This window comes from Gluconobacter thailandicus F149-1 = NBRC 100600 (assembly GCF_000964465.1).
GTDB lineage: Bacteria > Pseudomonadota > Alphaproteobacteria > Acetobacterales > Acetobacteraceae > Gluconobacter > Gluconobacter thailandicus.
Genome location: NZ_BANH01000057.1, coordinates 39671 through 55879, shown reverse-complemented (window position 1 = coordinate 55879; position 16209 = coordinate 39671). Strand labels below are relative to the sequence as shown.

Below are 16209 nucleotides of genomic sequence, written 5' to 3'. Positions count from 1 at the left end.
ATGCGCAGAAATGCTCACCCGTGATTTTCCAAACAGGCTCTTAAGAATCCGACCTCTTTGAACGAACGATCAGGTACATTAACGAACTAATTATAGCGGGAATCCTACGTTGCTCACCATCAAATAGAGTCTTTAAAAAAGGTATTTTTTGATTATCTCACAGAAATGAAAATTATTTATAAATTTTTTACCTTTAACGATTTATTATCTTTGAAAACTCATCATGTTCATTTAATTCGATGCCCACTCTTCGCCAGTTCGCATCTTCCTTCGCATCTGAGAAATCTCTTTGATAATTCTTAGAAAAAAGTCAGGGAAATATGAGAACAGCAGAAAGTTGATTGTTTTATCCTAAGGATTCCAGAGATGTCTGCCCTTCGTGAACTGTCTGTTTCAGAACTAAATGAAGTATCTGGCGGATGCGGAAGATATAATTACCAATTTGGGATTTCAAACGGAATTAATTTTGGCTGCAACGCGGCGAGCTACGCTTCTTATTATTCAACACAGCTAGGCGCATACAGCGGGTATCTGGCTGGCGTTTACAATGTATTTGCTGATCTGGCACAGTCCGCAAGCAAATCCGTTATCGCTGCTGACATCAAGAACATTGCATCTTACGTCCAGCTTGGTGCCCAGATCGGCGCTCAAAGCGCAACAAACGGTCTCGCTATTTACAAGAGTGTCGTAAGCGCGATTTCGACCTCCATCGCCAATGGCGGCACCAAAATCACGTTCCCGCCTGCTGTCGGCTAATTTCTTTCAGATTTTCTGGGCTTCGTCATGACTGGCGAAGTATATTTACGCCAAAGGCTCCCCGTTGAAAAACGGGGAGCCTTTACTGCTATCTAAGCATTTTTACTTTCTCTTCACTTCTCTTGGTTCATATCGTTACCCATGAGTTCTCTTTTTCGCCGTGAAGCCTTGGATGCCCGTCGTGACGCATGGCTCGGACGTGTCCAGATCAGCCAACCCCTCTCCGTGCGGATTGTGGCCTGGAGTTGTCTGGCTCTCACCGTCGGAACAGTGCTCCTTCTGACGTTTGGTACCTATACCCGTCGCGTGCATGCAACCGGACAGGTCATGCCGAAGAGCGGCCTCCTGACACTTGGCGCCATTCAACCGGGAACGATTTCAGTCATTCACGCCACAGAGGGGCAACACGTTCAGAAAGGCGACATGCTTTTCACAGAAGATCTGGAAGCCACATCCCTGACCGGACCGACACAGAAGCAGGTTCTGGCGGACCTTTTGCGTCAAAAGACGCTTCTGGAGAACCAGCGGGCTTTACGCGAAAAATCCGCTCCCATCGAGCATCAGGCCCTTCTGAATCAGATCCAGTTCCTGACCCGCCAGCGTGAGCAGATCTCTGCCCAGCTTTCCAATGATGAAAGCGTTTTGCCTCTGGTTCAGAGAGCTCTGGCAAAGATGCAGGGCGCGCAGAACAATCATCTGATCACGGAGACGCAGTTCCAGAGCCAGCTTTATACCTACGCGCAGCTTCTCAGCTCCCACGCACAGGCCCTGCAGTCCCGCACTGACGCGGAAAGCAAGATTTCTGATCTCGCCTCCAAACTTGCCCGGTTTGATACCGAGCTCTCCCACGACCTGAATGAACTGGACAAGCAGATTGCGGCCATCGACCAGCAGACTGCGGAGAACGAAGGTCGACGCAGCACGATTGTTCTCGCTCCGGAAGATGGGATCCTGACCGGGGTCCGCGGTTATCTGGGTGAACAGGTCGCAGCGGGCACGTCCCTTGTGACCTTGCTGCCGACAGACCAGGCTCTGCAGATCGAGCTTTACGTCAACAGCGCTTCAATTGGCTTCCTCAAAGAAAACGAGCCTGTCCTGCTGCGCTATGACGCGTTTCCGTACCAGAAATTCGGTCTGCATCATGGTCATATTGCAGAGATCACGCATGCTCCTGTCACCAGCGGAGGGCAGCAGGCACCTCATTCCGGGCAGGAGAACGATCAGAAAAACAGTTCCCCGCAGGATATTTACCGCATCCGGGTCCAACCAGATCAGACTTATATCGAGACCTATGGAACACGACGTCCACTTGAAGCTGGCATGACGGTTTCTGCCGATATTGCAACAGACCGCAGGCACCTCTGGCAGTGGCTCCTTGATCCCGTCATCAGTGTCCGCAACACCCTGACCACCACCACCATTGGCCCGCGATAAGGAGAACCCGGATGCTGCGTGATCTCCAGTTCGGCTTTGGCCGCCATGTTCCTGTCGTTCTTCAGTCCGAAGCGGCTGAGTGCGGCCTCGCCTGCCTCGCCATGGTCATGGGATACCATGGTCACTCCATTGATATTGCCACCTTTCGTCGGCAGCAGGGAACGTCGTCTCAAGGAACAACCCTGCGGGAAATTGTCGGGGTTGCAGGTCGTGTAGGTCTCAACGCCCGTGCTGTCAGGCTGGAAATTGAAGACCTCGATAAACTGACTCTCCCCTGCATTCTACACTGGGGCATGAATCACTTCGTCGTTCTGATAGAGCGCAGGAAGCAGGCCGTCATCATTCATGATCCCGCTGTGGGTAGACGGGAAATTGGTCGGGAGGAATTTTCACGGGAATTCACTGGCGTCGCACTCGAAGTCACACCGACCGAACGTTTCGAGCGTAAGGATGAGCGCAAAACCCTTCGGCTCAGGGACATGTTTCGGCATGTTTCGGGCCTCAAACCCGCACTGGCTTACCTGTTTGCACTCTCTCTGGGCCTGGAAATCATCGCCCTGTTCTCACCGATGGTCAGCCAGATCATCATTGATGAAGTGCTTGTCACAGGAGACCACGATCTTCTCACGACCGTCGCCTGCGCCATGGTCGTGCTCCTGTTGCTCCAGATGCTGGTGGCCAGTGTTCGAAGCTGGGCCGTGGTCATGTTCGGAAGTCGGGTCTCCCTGAAATGGAACGGCTCGCTTTTTGAACATCTGACGCGCCTGCCGCTGGACTATTTCGCACGGCGCCATATCGGAGACGTCATTTCCCGTTTCGGTGCGCTCTCCGCCATTCAGCACACACTAACCACCGACCTCGTGCAAACCATTCTGGACGGCATCATGGCCGTCGGAATGGGCGTGATGCTGTTCCTCTATGGCGGCTGGCTCGGCGCCATTGCCTGTGTGGCCATGGGGCTGGATATTCTTCTGCGTCTGACGACCTACGGCACCTACCGTCGCGCCTCGGAAGAAGCCGTCGTACAGGATGCGAAAAGCCAGACGCATTTCATCGAAACCCTGCGCAACATGGCCACCGTCAAGCTTCTGAACCTTCGGGAGCGGCGTCAGACAGCCTGGCTGAACAGCGTCATTGACTCGATGAACATTCACCTGCGGCTCCAGCGCTTTGATCTGATCTTTGGTCGCCTGGCTGATATGATCTTCGGTGCAGACCGTCTGATCATGCTGGTCCTTGGCGCCAATATGGTCATGCGCGGCCATATGTCCGTCGGTATGCTCGTGGCGTTCCTGTCCTACAAGGACCAGTTTGCCGGCCGGATCAGCAGCCTCATCAATACCGGCTTCAAGCTCCGGATGCTGAGCATCCAGACGGATCGTCTTTCAGATATCGTCATGAGCGAGCCTGAGCCACAAGGCCTTCCCCTGCCATCGCCATCCTCTCATGAGGCAGGCCGCGGCAGTCTGGCCGTCCGCAATCTCTCCGTACGCTACAGCCCTGACGGACCCTGGATTTTCCGGAACCTGTCCTTCGACATTCCTGCCGGACAGAGCGTGGCCATTGTCGGGCCTTCCGGCTGCGGCAAGACGACGCTGCTGAAAACTCTCATGGGACTTCAGCAGCCCACTGAGGGGGAAATCTTTATGGACGGTTCCGAGATCCGCAGTCTCACACTGGATGGCTACCGTTCCCAGATTGCCGGGGTGCTCCAGGATGATGGCCTGTTTTCCGGCTCAATCGGAGACAATATCTGCGGGTTCTCGGAAAGCCCTGATCAGGCGCTCATCGAAACCTGCGCCAGACGGGCCGCCATTCACGACGATGTCCAGCGCATGCCCATGCGGTATGAATCCCTTGTGGGCGACATGGGATCCAGCCTTTCTGGCGGACAGAAGCAGCGCGCCCTTCTCGCCCGCGCCCTTTATCGTGCACCTCAGATCCTGTTTCTTGATGAGGCCACCAGCCATCTGGACGAAGCCACCGAAGCAAAAGTCGCCAAGGCGCTGCGACAGCTCAACAAGACACGCATTATGGTCGCGCATCGACCTGCAACCATTGCACATGCAGACATCGTGTTCCGCCTCACAGCAGACGGCCTGAAAATTGAACGGGAGAGCCATGCTTCCGTGAGTGAGGAAAAGCCCTCAGCTTCCAAATTTACCGGGCTCAGCCAATATGGTCAGTGGACCCAGCCCATAACCGGATGATCCAATAAAAAAGCCGGGCCGCAACAGTGCAGCCCGGCTTTCTTTTTCTCTAAGTCGGCGTGATACGTTAACGCCAAGCCGAGCCCGGCAGCGGAACGAGAATTTCATTTTCCATCCGCGTCAGGAAAGATGCCACCTTCGGTGGCCATATTCCTGTTGCAACCGCAGCTGAACGGACTTCAGCACGCTGGTTCAGATCTACGTATGGCCACAAATGGGCAAAGCGCGGAGTACCTTCAATCGAAACCAGTGTGCATGTCAGCGGCGAAAGCCCTGTCCGCTCCGGTACGGCAGCCAGAAAACGCTCTTCCAGACCTGCCATGCCATCAGGCGTAGCCTCATAGCACCGCCATTCGTAGACACCGCCATAAATCCCTGGCTCAGCCACAGGTGTGACCACACGCCAGGACGTCACATCTACCCGAACCAGATGCTCATGCGGCAGAGACGCCAGTACTTCCGGACGTCCTTCCAGCAATTCGGCATAAGTCTCTGCGGTCCGGAGCAATGTGATCCGGTTGAGCCGACCAATTTCCGTCACCCATGCTCCGACCCCTTCAAGGCCGGAGAGCGCAGAAACGACCTGCGGGACATGTCCGACCTGAACATCCAGAAAGACGGTTTCTGCGTAACTCATCGCATGGGTCTCCAGATCAGGACTTCGTCTGTGCAGCTACAAAGTTTTCCAGCCAGTGAATGGTGTAGTCACCCTTCTGGAAAGACGGATCAGCAAGGATCTTCCGGTGCAATGGGATCACCGTCTGCACGCCATCAACCACACATTCGTCCAGCGCGCGCTGCATGCGGGCGATGGCTTCCTGACGGGTCGGAGCATGAACGATCAGCTTGGCAATCATGCTGTCGTAGTACGGCGGGATGCGATAGCCAGCATAAAGAGCGCTGTCCATTCGTACACCCAGACCGCCCGGAGCATGGAACACATTGACCGTGCCAGGGCTCGGCGCAAAGGTTTCCGGGTTCTCGGCGTTGATGCGGCACTCGATAGCATGGCCGGACATCTTGATGTCCTTCTGCGTGTAGCCAAGCTTCTCGCCAGCCGCGATCCGGATCTGCTCACGCACCAGATCGACGCTGCACACCATTTCCGTCACCGGATGCTCCACCTGAAGGCGGGTGTTCATCTCGATGAAGCAGAACTGACCATCCTGATACAGGAACTCAAGCGTGCCGGCATTCCGGTAACCCATGCGGGCCAGAGCCTCGGTCGAGGTGCGACCGATTTCTTCACGCTCAGCATCCGTCAGAGCCGGAGAACCTGCTTCCTCAAGCAGCTTCTGGTGACGACGCTGGAGGGAGCAGTCACGCTCGCCGAAATGCACCACGTTGCCATGGGCATCACCAAGGATCTGAAGCTCGATATGACGCGGACGATTGAGATACTTTTCAAGATAGACTTCGTCATTCCCGAAGGCCGCGCGCGCTTCGGTACGTGCGACGGTCCAGGCTTCCTCAATCTCGTCAGCCGTCTTGGCAACCTTCATGCCACGACCACCACCGCCAGCAGCGGCTTTGATCAGCACAGGATAGCCCACGCGTTCAGCCACTTCACGAGCCGACTGCAGATCCGGCAGTGCACCGTCAGATCCCGGAACCAATGGAACGCCCAGCTCACGCATGGTCGTCTTGGCCGTGATTTTGTCGCCCATCATACGGATATGCTGAGCGGTCGGACCAATGAAGGCCAGGCCATGCTCTTCAACCGTCTCGGCGAATTCGGCATTCTCGGAAAGGAAGCCATAGCCGGGATGAATCGCTTCCGCACCGGTGATCGTGGCAGCCGAGAGAATGGCAGCAACGTTCAGATACGAATCACGAGAACTTGGCGGACCAATGCAGACGGCTTCGTCCGCCAGACGCACATGCATGGCATCGGCGTCAGCCGTGGAATGAACCGCTACGGTTTTGATGCCCATCTCGCGGCAGGCGCGCTGAATACGCAGCGCAATCTCACCACGGTTGGCAATAAGGATTTTTGAAAACATTACTCGATGATCGCCAGTGGCTCACCAAATTCAACAGGCTGACCGGACTCGACGAGGAACTTCGTCAGCGTGCCAGCGCGAGGAGCCTTGATCTGGTTGAAGGTTTTCATGGCCTCGATCAGCATGATCGTCTGGCCGGCAGCAACTGGCTGGCCTTCCTGCGCGAATGGCGGGGAGGACGGATCAGGCGTCAGGTAAGCCACACCCACCATCGGGCTGGGCACAGCGCCCGGATGCTTGGCCGGATCAGCCGGAGCGGCAGCAGAAACCGGAGCCACAGCGGCAGCCACAGGCGCAGCTGCAACGGCCGGAGCGGCAGCCTGGACCACGTTGACATTGCGCGCCACGCGGATGCGGCTGTCCGCTTCGGAAATCTCGATTTCGGTCAGGCCGGTTTCGGTCAGAATATCGGCCAATGCCCGAATGGCATCCTTGTCCACGAGCATACGGCTCATCCTTCGTCTTCGATCATGTCGGTTATTGCCTGAAGCGCATGCGCGTATCCCCTGACGCCGAGGCCGCAGATCACACCGATGGCGGCCTGCGAGACGTAGGTATGATGCCGGAATGGCTCCCTGCGGTGAATATTCGAGATGTGAACCTCAACGATTGGCAGCTCGACGGCAAGAAGCGCGTCAAGCAAAGCAATCGAGGTATGTCCATAAGCGGCAGGATTGATCACGATTCCATCAGCACGGCCGCGACATTCCTGCACCCAGGACACGAGTTCCCCCTCACCGTTTGTCTGGCGGAAATCAATGGCAACATCCAGACGTTCGGCAGCCTGAATGCACACCTGCTCGACATCATCGAGCGTAGCGTGGCCATAGATTCCGGGTTGACGAAGACCCAGCATATTGAGGTTCGGGCCGTTCAGTACGGCAATGAGAGGACGTTTCATCTGGCCGCGCGATAGCACTTTCGGAGCCGTCATGAAAGCGTCATCGCCCTATTCCTGCCGTCTTCGCAGGGTTCAAAAGGGGACAGGGCCTCGGTTTTGTGCTAGGAAGCATGGTTCGAGCCCGCTTTCGTCCACTGGAGAAGAAACCAGTCTAGTGCATTTTGTCCTGTCTGCCCTACGCCCATCTTTACGTCTGGTTCCTCTGCGCGGCATGACTTTTGCTGTCGCCCTTGCAGGAATGAGCGGTGCCTCTGTCGCCTATGCGGCCGACGAGTCTCCGGATGGTTCAGCGGGGACAGTCAGAACAAGCTGGGCGGATTCGGTACGAACCGCCCTCGCGAACCGAGCGCACAAGGCAGCATCCTGGACGCAGCACGGCATGGCCAGTTGGTATGGACGTCATTTCCATGGCCGCCGAACCAGCAGCGGCCAGATCTTCAACACCAATGACATGACGGCTGCTCATCCCTCCCTGCCAATCGGCACGAAGCTGCTTGTCACGTCTCAGGACACGGGCCGGTCAGTGATCGTCACCGTCAATGATCGAGGTCCATTCAACAGCCGGATTATTGATCTGTCCCATGCTGCCGCCGAACGTATCGGGATGCTGCATAGCGGTACGGCGCATGTCACGATCGCACGGGTTGCTGACCATCCAGCAACGGATATGTCAGCCCCGAATGTCGCAAGCGAAGTGGCTGAAGCCGATTCGGCTGATACCAGTGAAGAAGCCATCCAGGCCGCTTCTTCTCAATCTTCTTCCAGGAAAAGAACCCGCCAGCACTAACCGGCGGGGAAACGCATTCGCCCTGAACCATTAGGGCGAATGCTCTGCTGCGACAGCTTCGGCCACCAGTGGGTCAGGTTGAGGCAGCCCAGAAATACGAGGTTGTGCACCTCGTGCGCGCTCTTCAAGCCCCGCATTCAGCTCCGCGCCGAACAGCACGACATACGCACTCACGAAAAACCACATCATGATCGCGGCGACGGCACCCAAGGGTCCGTACGTTGCGCCATAACTCGCAAAATGTGCGACGTACCAGGAAAATCCAAGGGACAGCAGAACCCACAGAACTGTAGCGACGGCAGAGCCAGGCACAATCCAGCGCCATTTTGCCGCTTCACGGCACGGCGCGAAACGATAAAGCATCGTCACCGCCACGAAGACGAACAGCAGCATCAACAGCGGCGCCAACGTATGAACAACCAGCGGCGCACCATAGGAAACCAGCAGGTCAAAGGGCGGCGGCGGTTTCCGGAACCCCAAGATGCGCGGCAGATAATCAACAAGGGCTGGCGCCGCGACCATGAGGGCCAGTGTGAGAGCGGCACCAAACACCGCCGTAAATGTCGTCGCCAGCGCTGTTGCTTGAAAGCGCAGAAACCCGCGGGTTTCGGTCGTATTATAGGCCATGTTCAGAGCCGAAAGAATCGACTTTGTGCTGGCAGAGGCTGACCAGAGGGCCACAGACAGCGAGAAAATCAGGCCTATCGTCAGGGACGTATGAGGCTGGGACACCAGCTCATGAATCCGGTTCCCGATCAGCGAATACGCGGTGGGTGGCAGTAAATGGCGCAACACTTCAAGCTGCGGCTCTACGGTCTGAAGGTCAAAAGCCAGACCATAAAGCGAAATCAGACTGGAAATGGCCGGGAAGAGCGACAAGGTTGCGTAGAATGCGCATCCGGCAGCTGAAAGCGACGTCTGGGATGAGCCTATCTCTGAGAAGACCTGACGAAATATGATCTTCCAGCCAGCCTTTGGCATATTGAGCGGAGAGGCTGCCCCTGTTCCCGGCGCATCCGGGCCGAGCTTGCGCGCCTGACGGATATCCTCCTCGTCCGGGTCGGGCGTCAGTTGCCTGACACGTTCCATATCGTTCTGGATTGTTTTCCGGTCAGGGTCCGAAGGTGCGTCCGGCGCAGGGCCGGAAGCTGACGCAGAATCGGGAAATAAGCTCACGCAGGGGTCCTCGGCAGTTCCTGTTTATGGGCAGAATGCAAGGTGAACTGCTCTTCAGACGGAAGATCAGTTCGGCCCAGCTATTACGCAGAAATAGCCTTCTGCGTTCCGAATTTGCCCTGATTTCACGGCCATCATTATTTCCTAAATGCAAATAATGCAAAAATACCCCTTGCAACGACGAAGCTTTGGTTTCATACGCCCCGTCACGCAGCAACGCACGTGCCACTGGCCCTCTCGAGGTTACGCAACGACGTCAAGCGTTCTGGCCTTCCGGGTCCCGTTTGTTTGGGTCCCCGCTATTCGCTGGTCCGTTCGACCGTTTCGCAACACACTCGCAGGGTGTCATTCTTCCCTGACGAGTCCGGTTCTGGGAATGAGTGTCATGACTCCCAAAATCACCCGTTTTCTTGCCGAGCAACAGCCGGCAACTCCTTGCCTCGTCGTTGATCTCGATGTTGTGGAAAACAACTATCGTGCTCTTCATGACGCGCTTCCGTCAGGCAAGATCTACTATGCCATCAAGGCCAACCCAGCTCCGGCAATCCTGAAACGCCTTGTCGCTCTCGGGTCCTCCTTCGACGCCGCCTCTCTGGAAGAAATCCGGATGTGCCTCGACGCAGGCGCCACGGCTGACCGTATCTCCTATGGCAATACCCTCAAGAAGGTCGGGGCCATCCGTGAGGCCCGCGCGATGGGGATTGATCTCTTCGTGCTGGACAGCATGGAAGAACTTGAGAAAATCGCCGCCAATGCACCTGGCGCGCGCGTCTTCTGCCGTCTGGCCGTCGAAAACGAAGGTGCTGACTGGCCTCTGTCCCGCAAGTTCGGCACAACGATCGCCCATGCCCGCGATCTCATGCGACGTGCGAAAGAGCTGGGCCTGCACCCTTACGGCCTGTCCTTCCATGTAGGCAGCCAGCAGACCGGCATTGCCGCCTATCAGCACGCCATCGCCAAAGCAGCAACGCTGTATCATGAGCTTCGTGCGGAAGGTCTCGACCTTCAGATGATCAATCTGGGCGGTGGATTCCCGACGCATTATCGGGAGAACATCCCGTCCGTGCAGGATTTTGGTACAGCCATCCGTGCAGCATTGGCCGAACACTTTCCAGACGGTGAGCCTGAAGTCCTGCTTGAGCCAGGCCGGTACATGGTGGGTCAGGCTGGTCTGGTCTCCAGCGAGGTCATTCTCGTCAGCCGCCGCGGTGGCGCTGAGAAGGATCCACGCTGGGTTTATCTGGACATCGGGCGCTTTGGTGGTCTGGCGGAAACAGAAGGCGAAGCCATTCGCTACACATTCCGCACGCCTCACGATGAGAACGACAGCACGCGCTCACCCTGTGTCGTAGCCGGCCCAAGCTGCGATGGTGTGGATATTCTTTACGAAAAGAACCGCATCCCGTTGCCGAACAGCCTGAAATCCGGAGATCGGATCGAGATCCTGGCAACCGGCGCCTATGTCTCGACTTACTGCTCGGTCGGTTTCAATGGCTTCCCACCGCTGACCGAGCACTACATCTAAAACACTCAGTCCGAGAGATCTGGCTTGGCCAGGTCTCTCGGGAAGACGCAGTAGTTACAAATGAGACTGGTGTCCTGCCATGTCGTTAACCCCCTGGGTGGAAACACATCAGCAGGGACAGACACATGAAACTCAGCGCACGCAATCAGCTCAAAAGCCGGATCGTAAAGGGTGCAACAACGTCTCACATCACACTCGACGTCAATGGCACGATCATGAGACAAGCGCCATTACGAACGAGGCCGCGGATGAACTGGAGCTGGCTGTCGGAAAAGAAGCCTATGCCGTTATCAAGGCATCCAGTGTGATGATCGGAGTAGACTGAGGCTTACTCGCCGAACATCGACCAGACCGGACCATGCCTCCAGAAGGCATTCAGCACTTCCTCAAGGGTCAGATCAAAGCCTATCCATGCGATCCAGCCGAAACTGAGAATTCCCAAACTCAACATGAGCAATGAAACCGCTGCTGTTTCGAGTTCTTTGGGCGTGGACGAATAGTCTCTCATTTCTCCACCCTGCCCCCTTAATGAAGCGTTCTGCCTGCCCACGATGCAGGGACGTCACGGGGCCAGAGAACACGCATGTCTGCTGGGTGAATCTTTTTCCAGCGTGCAAGAGATGACAGAGCGCCAGCACCAGCCGTTTTCCGTTCATGGCGCGGAAGCCAGTGACCGATGCCCGCCATACAATCCGAAATCAGCGCCAGTGCCGTCACGATGTACCCTTGCATCAGACGCTCGGGAAACAGATCCGCCAGCAGCGCAAAAACCTCTTTCTGCCCTTCGTTCTGAACAGTCTGGATTCCCTGAAGAAAGCGCTCTTCCATAGCACTCAGGCCCTGCGATCCTGGCGGATTGATATCGAGGGCTGGCGCACCCGTCTCCTTCAGGTGCTGAGTGGCATCCTCAAACGCACGCTCTGCCGCATCCAGAACTGGCCGGAACGATGCGGGGAACATTCCGTCTGTTGTGCGTGTTTCGTGGCAGTAAGGAAGTCGGTAGCGACTGACCAGACACCGGATACTCCAGAGCGCAAGGCGCTCGCAGCAGCACAGGTCAGACAGGAAAAGTGGCGTCCGTGTCATGATCAATCTCCGAATCAGCAGAACCAGAGACACCTTAATTGAGAATGATTTGCAATATCAATCTAAAAATGGGATCTGAATCGCTCATTCCACAAGAGACACGACGATCTGCCGCTCCTGGAAAGTGGACCGCAAAGCTCTGTATTTTCTGAAAAATTACCCGGCGACCTGCGAAAAACGACCGCCGGGCAAACGTTTAGTGCTGGTGACCGCAGGAGCCGTGATCGTGATGATGATGTCCATGATCGTGGACATCATCACTGGCACGAGGAACCGTCTGACAGTGATGGCAGGCGACCCATTCTGCATCTCCGTCGAGATAATGCTCTTTCTTCCAGACCGGAACCCGATGCTTGATCTCGTCGATGATATAACGGCAAGCCCGGAAAGCAGCATCCCGGTGAGCCGCGGACACACCGATCCAGACGGCAACCTCCCCGACCCGAAGCGTTCCCGTTCGATGCATCGCAACAGCATGACTGATCTCGAAACGGGCCAGAGCCTCTTCGATAATCCGCTCACCTTCCTTTACGGCGAGTTCGGCATAAGACTCATATTCCAGCCCATCCACCGGACGGCCTTCATTGCTATTGCGGACCCAGCCTTCGAACGTGCAGAAGCCTCCGGCTTCCGCCAGATGCAGCCCTTCCCGCAGACCGTTCAGGTCAGCAGGCGCATCAGCCATCAAGAAGCGCGTCATCCGCCCGTCACCGGTGGAATGAACACAACATGGTCTCCGTTCTTCAAGGGCTGTGTCCATGGCGCAAAATCCCCGTTCAAAGCCACCCGGAGGCGGGAGGCCTCGAAGGGGAAGCCATATTTTTCCTTCAGCTGCTCATAGAGCGGTCCGACAGTCCCGAAAGCGGTTTCCACCGTTTCAATCTTCTGTCCCGCAAGCTCTCGCATCTGAGCAAAATATTCCACATTGAGGCGGATCATCTGGCCTCCCAGCCGCCGGGATACGCTCTCGCGTTCCTCGGGAGTGTTAATGTTATCCAGGGCACCTGTCGTCCGTGGAGACAGAAGCAGGGTATCGCTATTGATCAGGAGTTTCCGCGGACATTTCCGGCCATTCTCAACCTGTCGAGCCAGAGCCTCAAGAGCGGCAGGCTCCCAGATGGCACAGAGCGGCTCCGGCAGACCATCATGCTCACTCCGATAAGCCACAGCGACATGCTGGTCATCGCGTGCACCAATGAGCGTTTCCAGCGTGATACGATCCAGCAATGGCAGGTCACAGGCCAGAACAAGCCATGCCACATCGGGATACGCCTGATGGGCAGACAGAAGGCCGGCGGCTGGACCATCCACATCGACGGCATCAACGATCAGAGGGAATCCAGCACGGAGGGGATCGTCTTTCTGCCCATTTCTGACCGAGATGAAGCACCGCTCGACCATCGGGGACAAGGCATCGAAAGCATTCCGAAGCTGCGGTTCACCATGATAGGTCAGCGCGGCCTTGTCCTGCCCCATACGGGAACTGAGACCGCCAGCGAGAACCAGTCCGTAAAGCGGGCTCATGCTCCGATCCGCTGGAAGTCCCGCTTCCCACCAGCCTTTCCCATGAGCCGGACATCCCGGATGACCATGTCGTGCGAAAGCGCCTTGCACATATCGTAAATCGTCAACGCGGCTACAGAAGCCCCGGTCAGGGCTTCCATCTCTACGCCTGTCTTGCCCTGGCAGGAGACCCTGCAATCAATGACGGCTTCGTCTGCCTCCATTGTAATCTCAACGCGACACCCATTGAGGGACAAGGGATGACAAAGCGGGATCAGCTGGGACGTCGCTTTCACGCCCATCACGCCTGCAATCTGCGCGACGGTCAGAACAGCGCCCTTCTTTGTCATGAAGCCAGCATCGCTCAGGGTTTTTGCTACATCGGCAGGGAACAGAACCCGAGCCTGCGCATGAGCCGTGCGCTCTGTGACATCCTTGCCGCTGACATCCACCATCCGCGGATCTTCGCCACGTTCGTTAACATGGGTGAGCGTTTTCATCTGTCCCGGCCTCCCGATCTAACCGCCAATATAATTCATTTCGATCCGGTGTGACGCCGGATTGGTCTCACCTGCTACGCGCTCTTCACTATACCTGTCCGTCCGCCCCCGCCACACGGAAGCAAGCTGTTCCCGAAGAGCGTCGTCATCTGCATCACCCCGCAGAATCCCGCGTAAATCCGTTCCCTTAGATGCAAACAGGCAGGTGTAGATCTGTCCGTCTGAGGACAGCCGGGCCCGGGAACAGTCACCGCAGAACGGTGCCGTAACCGACGAAATAAACCCGACTTCACCGCCGCCATCCTGATAGCGATATCGACGGGCGACCTCTCCCTGATACTGAGGCCCAAGAGGTTCCAGCGGCCAACGCGCATTCAGTTGCGCTACAAGATCACGGGATGGAACGACTTCCTTCAGCTCCCAGTGATTACGCGTTCCCACATCCATGTATTCGATAAATCGCACGATAATGCCGGTATGCCGGAACCGGGCGGCAAGATCTTCCACCCCGGTATCGTTCACACCACGTTGCACGACGGTATTCACCTTCACGCCGCCGGAAAACGAGAGCACATTCGCCTTCTCGATCGCTGTCAAAACCGGTTCAAGCTGGGCACGCCCCCCGCTCATACGAGAAAAAATCGCAGGGTCCAGACTGTCGAGGCTAACCGTAACCCGACCCAGCCCAGCATCTTTGAGGGCCATGGCATGACGATCCAGCAAAACGCCATTTGTCGTCAGGGCTACATCTTCAACGCCTGGAATATCAACAAGACGGCGAACCAGAGAAGGCAGCTCAGGCCGAAGAAGTGGCTCCCCCCCAGTCAGGCGCAACTTGGTGACGCCGAGCGAAACGGCTGCCCGAGCCACCCGGACAATCTCGTCGAAACTCAGTCTTTCCTTAGGCTCCAGAAACCGGAAATGCTCATGATACGTCGCTTCCGGCATGCAGTAGGGACACCGGAAATTACACCGGTCCATCACGGAAATCCGGAGATCATGCAGAGGTCGCTGGAAACGATCCCGAACAGAAGATGTGAGTGAACTACCAGCCATGAAAAACAGCGTGAGACCCGGCAGGAGCAGCGCCTTCACCTGGCGCCAGTTCCACGAAGCCATCTGTCGCGGCAAGGAAGCTGAAATCGCCTGAGGTTGGCATCGGATACGGTGTCGCCAGCGCACGCCCGGAACCGTCGTGCGTCACGCGGACCGGAAGATAACGGGTTAGCGTCGCGACACGCGCTGCATCCACAGTCAATTCCACGGAATACGTCTCGGGTCGCTCGACGCCCTGCGCCGCCAGAAGCATGGGAATAACATAGCGCGTGGCACAACAGGTCGCCGAGACCGGGTTCCCAGGCAGGCCGAAAACACGCTGTCCTTCAGGGCCAACACCAAACCAGAGCGGCTTACCTGGACGTTGCGCGACCTTGTGAAAGACACGCTCTACCCCAAGTTTCATCAAAGCTGTCGGCACGTGATCGAACTGTCCCATGGAAACGCCCCCGCTGAGAACCAGAACATCGTGTCTGGCGAGCTGCTTTTCCAGCGCCAGCATCGTCTCGGCGAGATCATCCGGAACGACCGATCGTTCAAGACGGGTAAATCCCCGTGAAGCCAGCGCGCCCGTCAGCGCATATTCATTCGAACGCCGGATTTCCCAATCCCTGACCGAAGCACCAACTTCGACCAGTTCATCACCCGTCGCGATGATGCCAATTGACGGAATACTGGACACCTCAACAGTCGCATGACCATTTCCAGCCAGAACAGCCAGAGCCGGCCCATTCAAACGCAGCCCCGGGGCGAGCAATTCATGTCCCGCTACGCAGTCCGCCCCCTTGCGGTGAATGAACTGGCCTTTTTCGGGCGCGTAGCCGTCCTCAAAACGAATATGCTTTCCATCCCGAACCAACCGTTCGACGGGGACAACCGTATCTGCTCCCGGAGGCAAGACTGCACCTGTCATGACTTCAAGACAGGCATTGCCTTCAGGGAGGGCCTGTCCCGGCACACCTGCGCGCTGAATGCCCTGACAGCCCAGAACCGGCCCGGTTCCATAACGGTAGGCGATACCGTCCATCATGACACGATCATAAGGAGGCTGAGCACGTTCAGCACAGATGGTCTGCTGGAGAATACGGCCTGACGCCTCGGCCAATGAAACCTGCTCGGTTCCAAAATGGCCCGCATACCCCAGAACCAGATCCACGGCCTGTGCGACACTCAGGAGTTCAACCAATTTCCGCTCCACTGATTACCCGTGCTGGAGTTCATTCCTGCCGATATAGACCTGCTGCGGTACGGATCAACTCCTGTGCAGGACAG

General features: G+C 56.6%; 17 protein-coding genes and 1 pseudogene. 6 read left to right on the top strand and 12 right to left on the bottom strand.

All coding sequences use genetic code 11. The annotated features are described in order from the left end of the window. The first annotated feature begins 366 nt into the window (after positions 1–366). From B7444_RS13320 to B7444_RS13310, 3 genes are all read left to right on the top strand, one after another. Positions 367–756, top strand: coding sequence for a hypothetical protein (locus B7444_RS13320; RefSeq protein WP_007283982.1), 390 nt, complete (start codon positions 367–369; stop codon positions 754–756). Between the two features lie 141 nt (positions 757–897). Next, positions 898–2190 (top strand): HlyD family secretion protein, encoded by a 1293-nt coding sequence (locus tag B7444_RS13315; RefSeq protein ID WP_007283983.1) that lies wholly within the window; start codon positions 898–900, stop codon positions 2188–2190. A gap of 11 nt (positions 2191–2201) precedes the next feature. After that, positions 2202–4400, top strand: a complete 2199-nt coding sequence (locus B7444_RS13310) for a peptidase domain-containing ABC transporter (RefSeq protein WP_007283984.1) — start codon at positions 2202–2204, stop codon at positions 4398–4400. A gap of 67 nt (positions 4401–4467) precedes the next feature. On the opposite strand, the gene B7444_RS13305 is transcribed toward B7444_RS13310, so the two are convergent. Genes B7444_RS13305 through aroQ form a run of 4 tightly spaced genes read right to left on the bottom strand, consistent with a single transcriptional unit; the run spans position 4468 to position 7304 of the window. Next, a complete protein-coding gene (locus B7444_RS13305; protein ID WP_007283985.1) occupies positions 4468–5037 on the bottom strand; it encodes an NIPSNAP family protein in 570 nt (189 codons plus the stop codon). Between the two features lie 16 nt (positions 5038–5053). Further along, on the bottom strand, positions 5054–6403 hold the full coding sequence (gene accC / locus B7444_RS13300; RefSeq protein ID WP_007283986.1) for an acetyl-CoA carboxylase biotin carboxylase subunit: 1350 nt from the start codon (positions 6401–6403) through the stop codon (positions 5054–5056). Beyond that, positions 6403–6858 (bottom strand): acetyl-CoA carboxylase biotin carboxyl carrier protein, encoded by a 456-nt coding sequence (locus tag B7444_RS13295; protein ID WP_007283987.1) that lies wholly within the window; start codon positions 6856–6858, stop codon positions 6403–6405. The genes accC and B7444_RS13295 overlap by 1 nt, the downstream gene beginning before the upstream one ends. Continuing rightward, positions 6855–7304 (bottom strand): type II 3-dehydroquinate dehydratase, encoded by a 450-nt coding sequence (gene aroQ, locus B7444_RS13290; protein WP_023943307.1) that lies wholly within the window; start codon positions 7302–7304, stop codon positions 6855–6857. The genes B7444_RS13295 and aroQ overlap by 4 nt, the downstream gene beginning before the upstream one ends. A gap of 154 nt (positions 7305–7458) precedes the next feature. On the opposite strand from aroQ, the gene B7444_RS13285 reads away from it, so the two are divergent. Then, positions 7459–8091: a septal ring lytic transglycosylase RlpA family protein gene (locus B7444_RS13285; protein ID WP_007283989.1), complete on the top strand. Its 633-nt coding sequence runs from the start codon at positions 7459–7461 to the stop codon at positions 8089–8091. A gap of 30 nt (positions 8092–8121) precedes the next feature. Here B7444_RS13285 and B7444_RS13280 read toward each other — a convergent pair whose 3' ends face one another. Further along, positions 8122–9267, bottom strand: coding sequence for a YihY/virulence factor BrkB family protein (locus B7444_RS13280; RefSeq protein WP_007283990.1), 1146 nt, complete (start codon positions 9265–9267; stop codon positions 8122–8124). Positions 9268–9652: 385 nt separating this feature from the next. On the opposite strand from B7444_RS13280, the gene B7444_RS13275 reads away from it, so the two are divergent. Together B7444_RS13275 and B7444_RS13270 are read left to right on the top strand one after the other, a co-directional pair. Continuing rightward, positions 9653–10792 carry a type III PLP-dependent enzyme gene (locus B7444_RS13275; protein ID WP_016738113.1) on the top strand — a complete coding sequence of 380 codons (1140 nt, stop codon included), beginning with the start codon at positions 9653–9655 and terminating at the stop codon, positions 10790–10792. A 125-nt stretch (positions 10793–10917) separates the two neighbouring features. Continuing rightward, a pseudogene (locus tag B7444_RS13270) lies at positions 10918–11117 on the top strand (TOBE domain-containing protein). Positions 11118–11120: 3 nt separating this feature from the next. On the opposite strand, the gene B7444_RS13265 reads toward B7444_RS13270, so the two are convergent. The 7 genes from B7444_RS13265 to B7444_RS13235 form a co-directional block, all read right to left on the bottom strand. Continuing rightward, positions 11121–11300, bottom strand: a complete 180-nt coding sequence (locus B7444_RS13265; RefSeq protein ID WP_007283993.1) for a hypothetical protein — start codon at positions 11298–11300, stop codon at positions 11121–11123. Between the two features lie 17 nt (positions 11301–11317). Then, positions 11318–11878, bottom strand: a complete 561-nt coding sequence (locus tag B7444_RS13260; RefSeq protein WP_186004342.1) for a hypothetical protein — start codon at positions 11876–11878, stop codon at positions 11318–11320. 196 nt (positions 11879–12074) lie between these two features. Next, positions 12075–12578 (bottom strand): molybdenum cofactor biosynthesis protein MoaE, encoded by a 504-nt coding sequence (locus B7444_RS13255; RefSeq protein WP_007283995.1) that lies wholly within the window; start codon positions 12576–12578, stop codon positions 12075–12077. Next, positions 12575–13402, bottom strand: a complete 828-nt coding sequence (locus B7444_RS13250) for a MoaD family protein (protein ID WP_007283996.1) — start codon at positions 13400–13402, stop codon at positions 12575–12577. Before B7444_RS13250 ends, B7444_RS13255 begins: the two co-directional genes overlap by 4 nt. After that, the gene (moaC, locus tag B7444_RS13245; protein WP_007283997.1) at positions 13399–13881 is read right to left on the bottom strand and encodes a cyclic pyranopterin monophosphate synthase MoaC; all 483 of its coding nucleotides are present in this window, start codon (positions 13879–13881) and stop codon (positions 13399–13401) included. The genes B7444_RS13250 and moaC overlap by 4 nt, the downstream gene beginning before the upstream one ends. Positions 13882–13899: 18 nt before the next feature. After that, positions 13900–14937, bottom strand: a complete 1038-nt coding sequence (gene moaA, locus B7444_RS13240; protein ID WP_081603796.1) for a GTP 3',8-cyclase MoaA — start codon at positions 14935–14937, stop codon at positions 13900–13902. Further along, positions 14927–16123 (bottom strand): molybdopterin molybdotransferase MoeA, encoded by a 1197-nt coding sequence (locus tag B7444_RS13235; protein WP_231502774.1) that lies wholly within the window; start codon positions 16121–16123, stop codon positions 14927–14929. Before B7444_RS13235 ends, moaA begins: the two co-directional genes overlap by 11 nt. Positions 16124–16209: the final 86 nt, after the last annotated feature.

Excerpts from the sequence above, each read along its gene's own strand:
- moaC (WP_007283997.1), bottom strand. The coding sequence starts at position 13,881 with ATGAAAACGCTCACCCATGTTAACGAACGTGGCGAAGATCCGCGGATG.
- accC (WP_007283986.1), bottom strand. The coding sequence starts at position 6,403 with ATGTTTTCAAAAATCCTTATTGCCAACCGTGGTGAGATTGCGCTGCGT.
- B7444_RS13265 (WP_007283993.1), bottom strand. The coding sequence starts at position 11,300 with ATGAGAGACTATTCGTCCACGCCCAAAGAACTCGAAACAGCAGCGGTT.
- B7444_RS13275 (WP_016738113.1), top strand. The coding sequence starts at position 9,653 with ATGACTCCCAAAATCACCCGTTTTCTTGCCGAGCAACAGCCGGCAACT.
- aroQ (WP_023943307.1), bottom strand. The coding sequence starts at position 7,304 with ATGAAACGTCCTCTCATTGCCGTACTGAACGGCCCGAACCTCAATATG.
- B7444_RS13315 (WP_007283983.1), top strand. The coding sequence starts at position 898 with ATGAGTTCTCTTTTTCGCCGTGAAGCCTTGGATGCCCGTCGTGACGCA.
- B7444_RS13255 (WP_007283995.1), bottom strand. The coding sequence starts at position 12,578 with ATGACGCGCTTCTTGATGGCTGATGCGCCTGCTGACCTGAACGGTCTG.
- B7444_RS13310 (WP_007283984.1), top strand. The coding sequence starts at position 2,202 with ATGCTGCGTGATCTCCAGTTCGGCTTTGGCCGCCATGTTCCTGTCGTT.
- B7444_RS13320 (WP_007283982.1), top strand. The coding sequence starts at position 367 with ATGTCTGCCCTTCGTGAACTGTCTGTTTCAGAACTAAATGAAGTATCT.
- B7444_RS13295 (WP_007283987.1), bottom strand. The coding sequence starts at position 6,858 with ATGAGCCGTATGCTCGTGGACAAGGATGCCATTCGGGCATTGGCCGAT.
- B7444_RS13260 (WP_186004342.1), bottom strand. The coding sequence starts at position 11,878 with ATGACACGGACGCCACTTTTCCTGTCTGACCTGTGCTGCTGCGAGCGC.
- moaA (WP_081603796.1), bottom strand. The coding sequence starts at position 14,937 with ATGGCTGGTAGTTCACTCACATCTTCTGTTCGGGATCGTTTCCAGCGA.
- B7444_RS13305 (WP_007283985.1), bottom strand. The coding sequence starts at position 5,037 with ATGAGTTACGCAGAAACCGTCTTTCTGGATGTTCAGGTCGGACATGTC.
- B7444_RS13250 (WP_007283996.1), bottom strand. The coding sequence starts at position 13,402 with ATGAGCCCGCTTTACGGACTGGTTCTCGCTGGCGGTCTCAGTTCCCGT.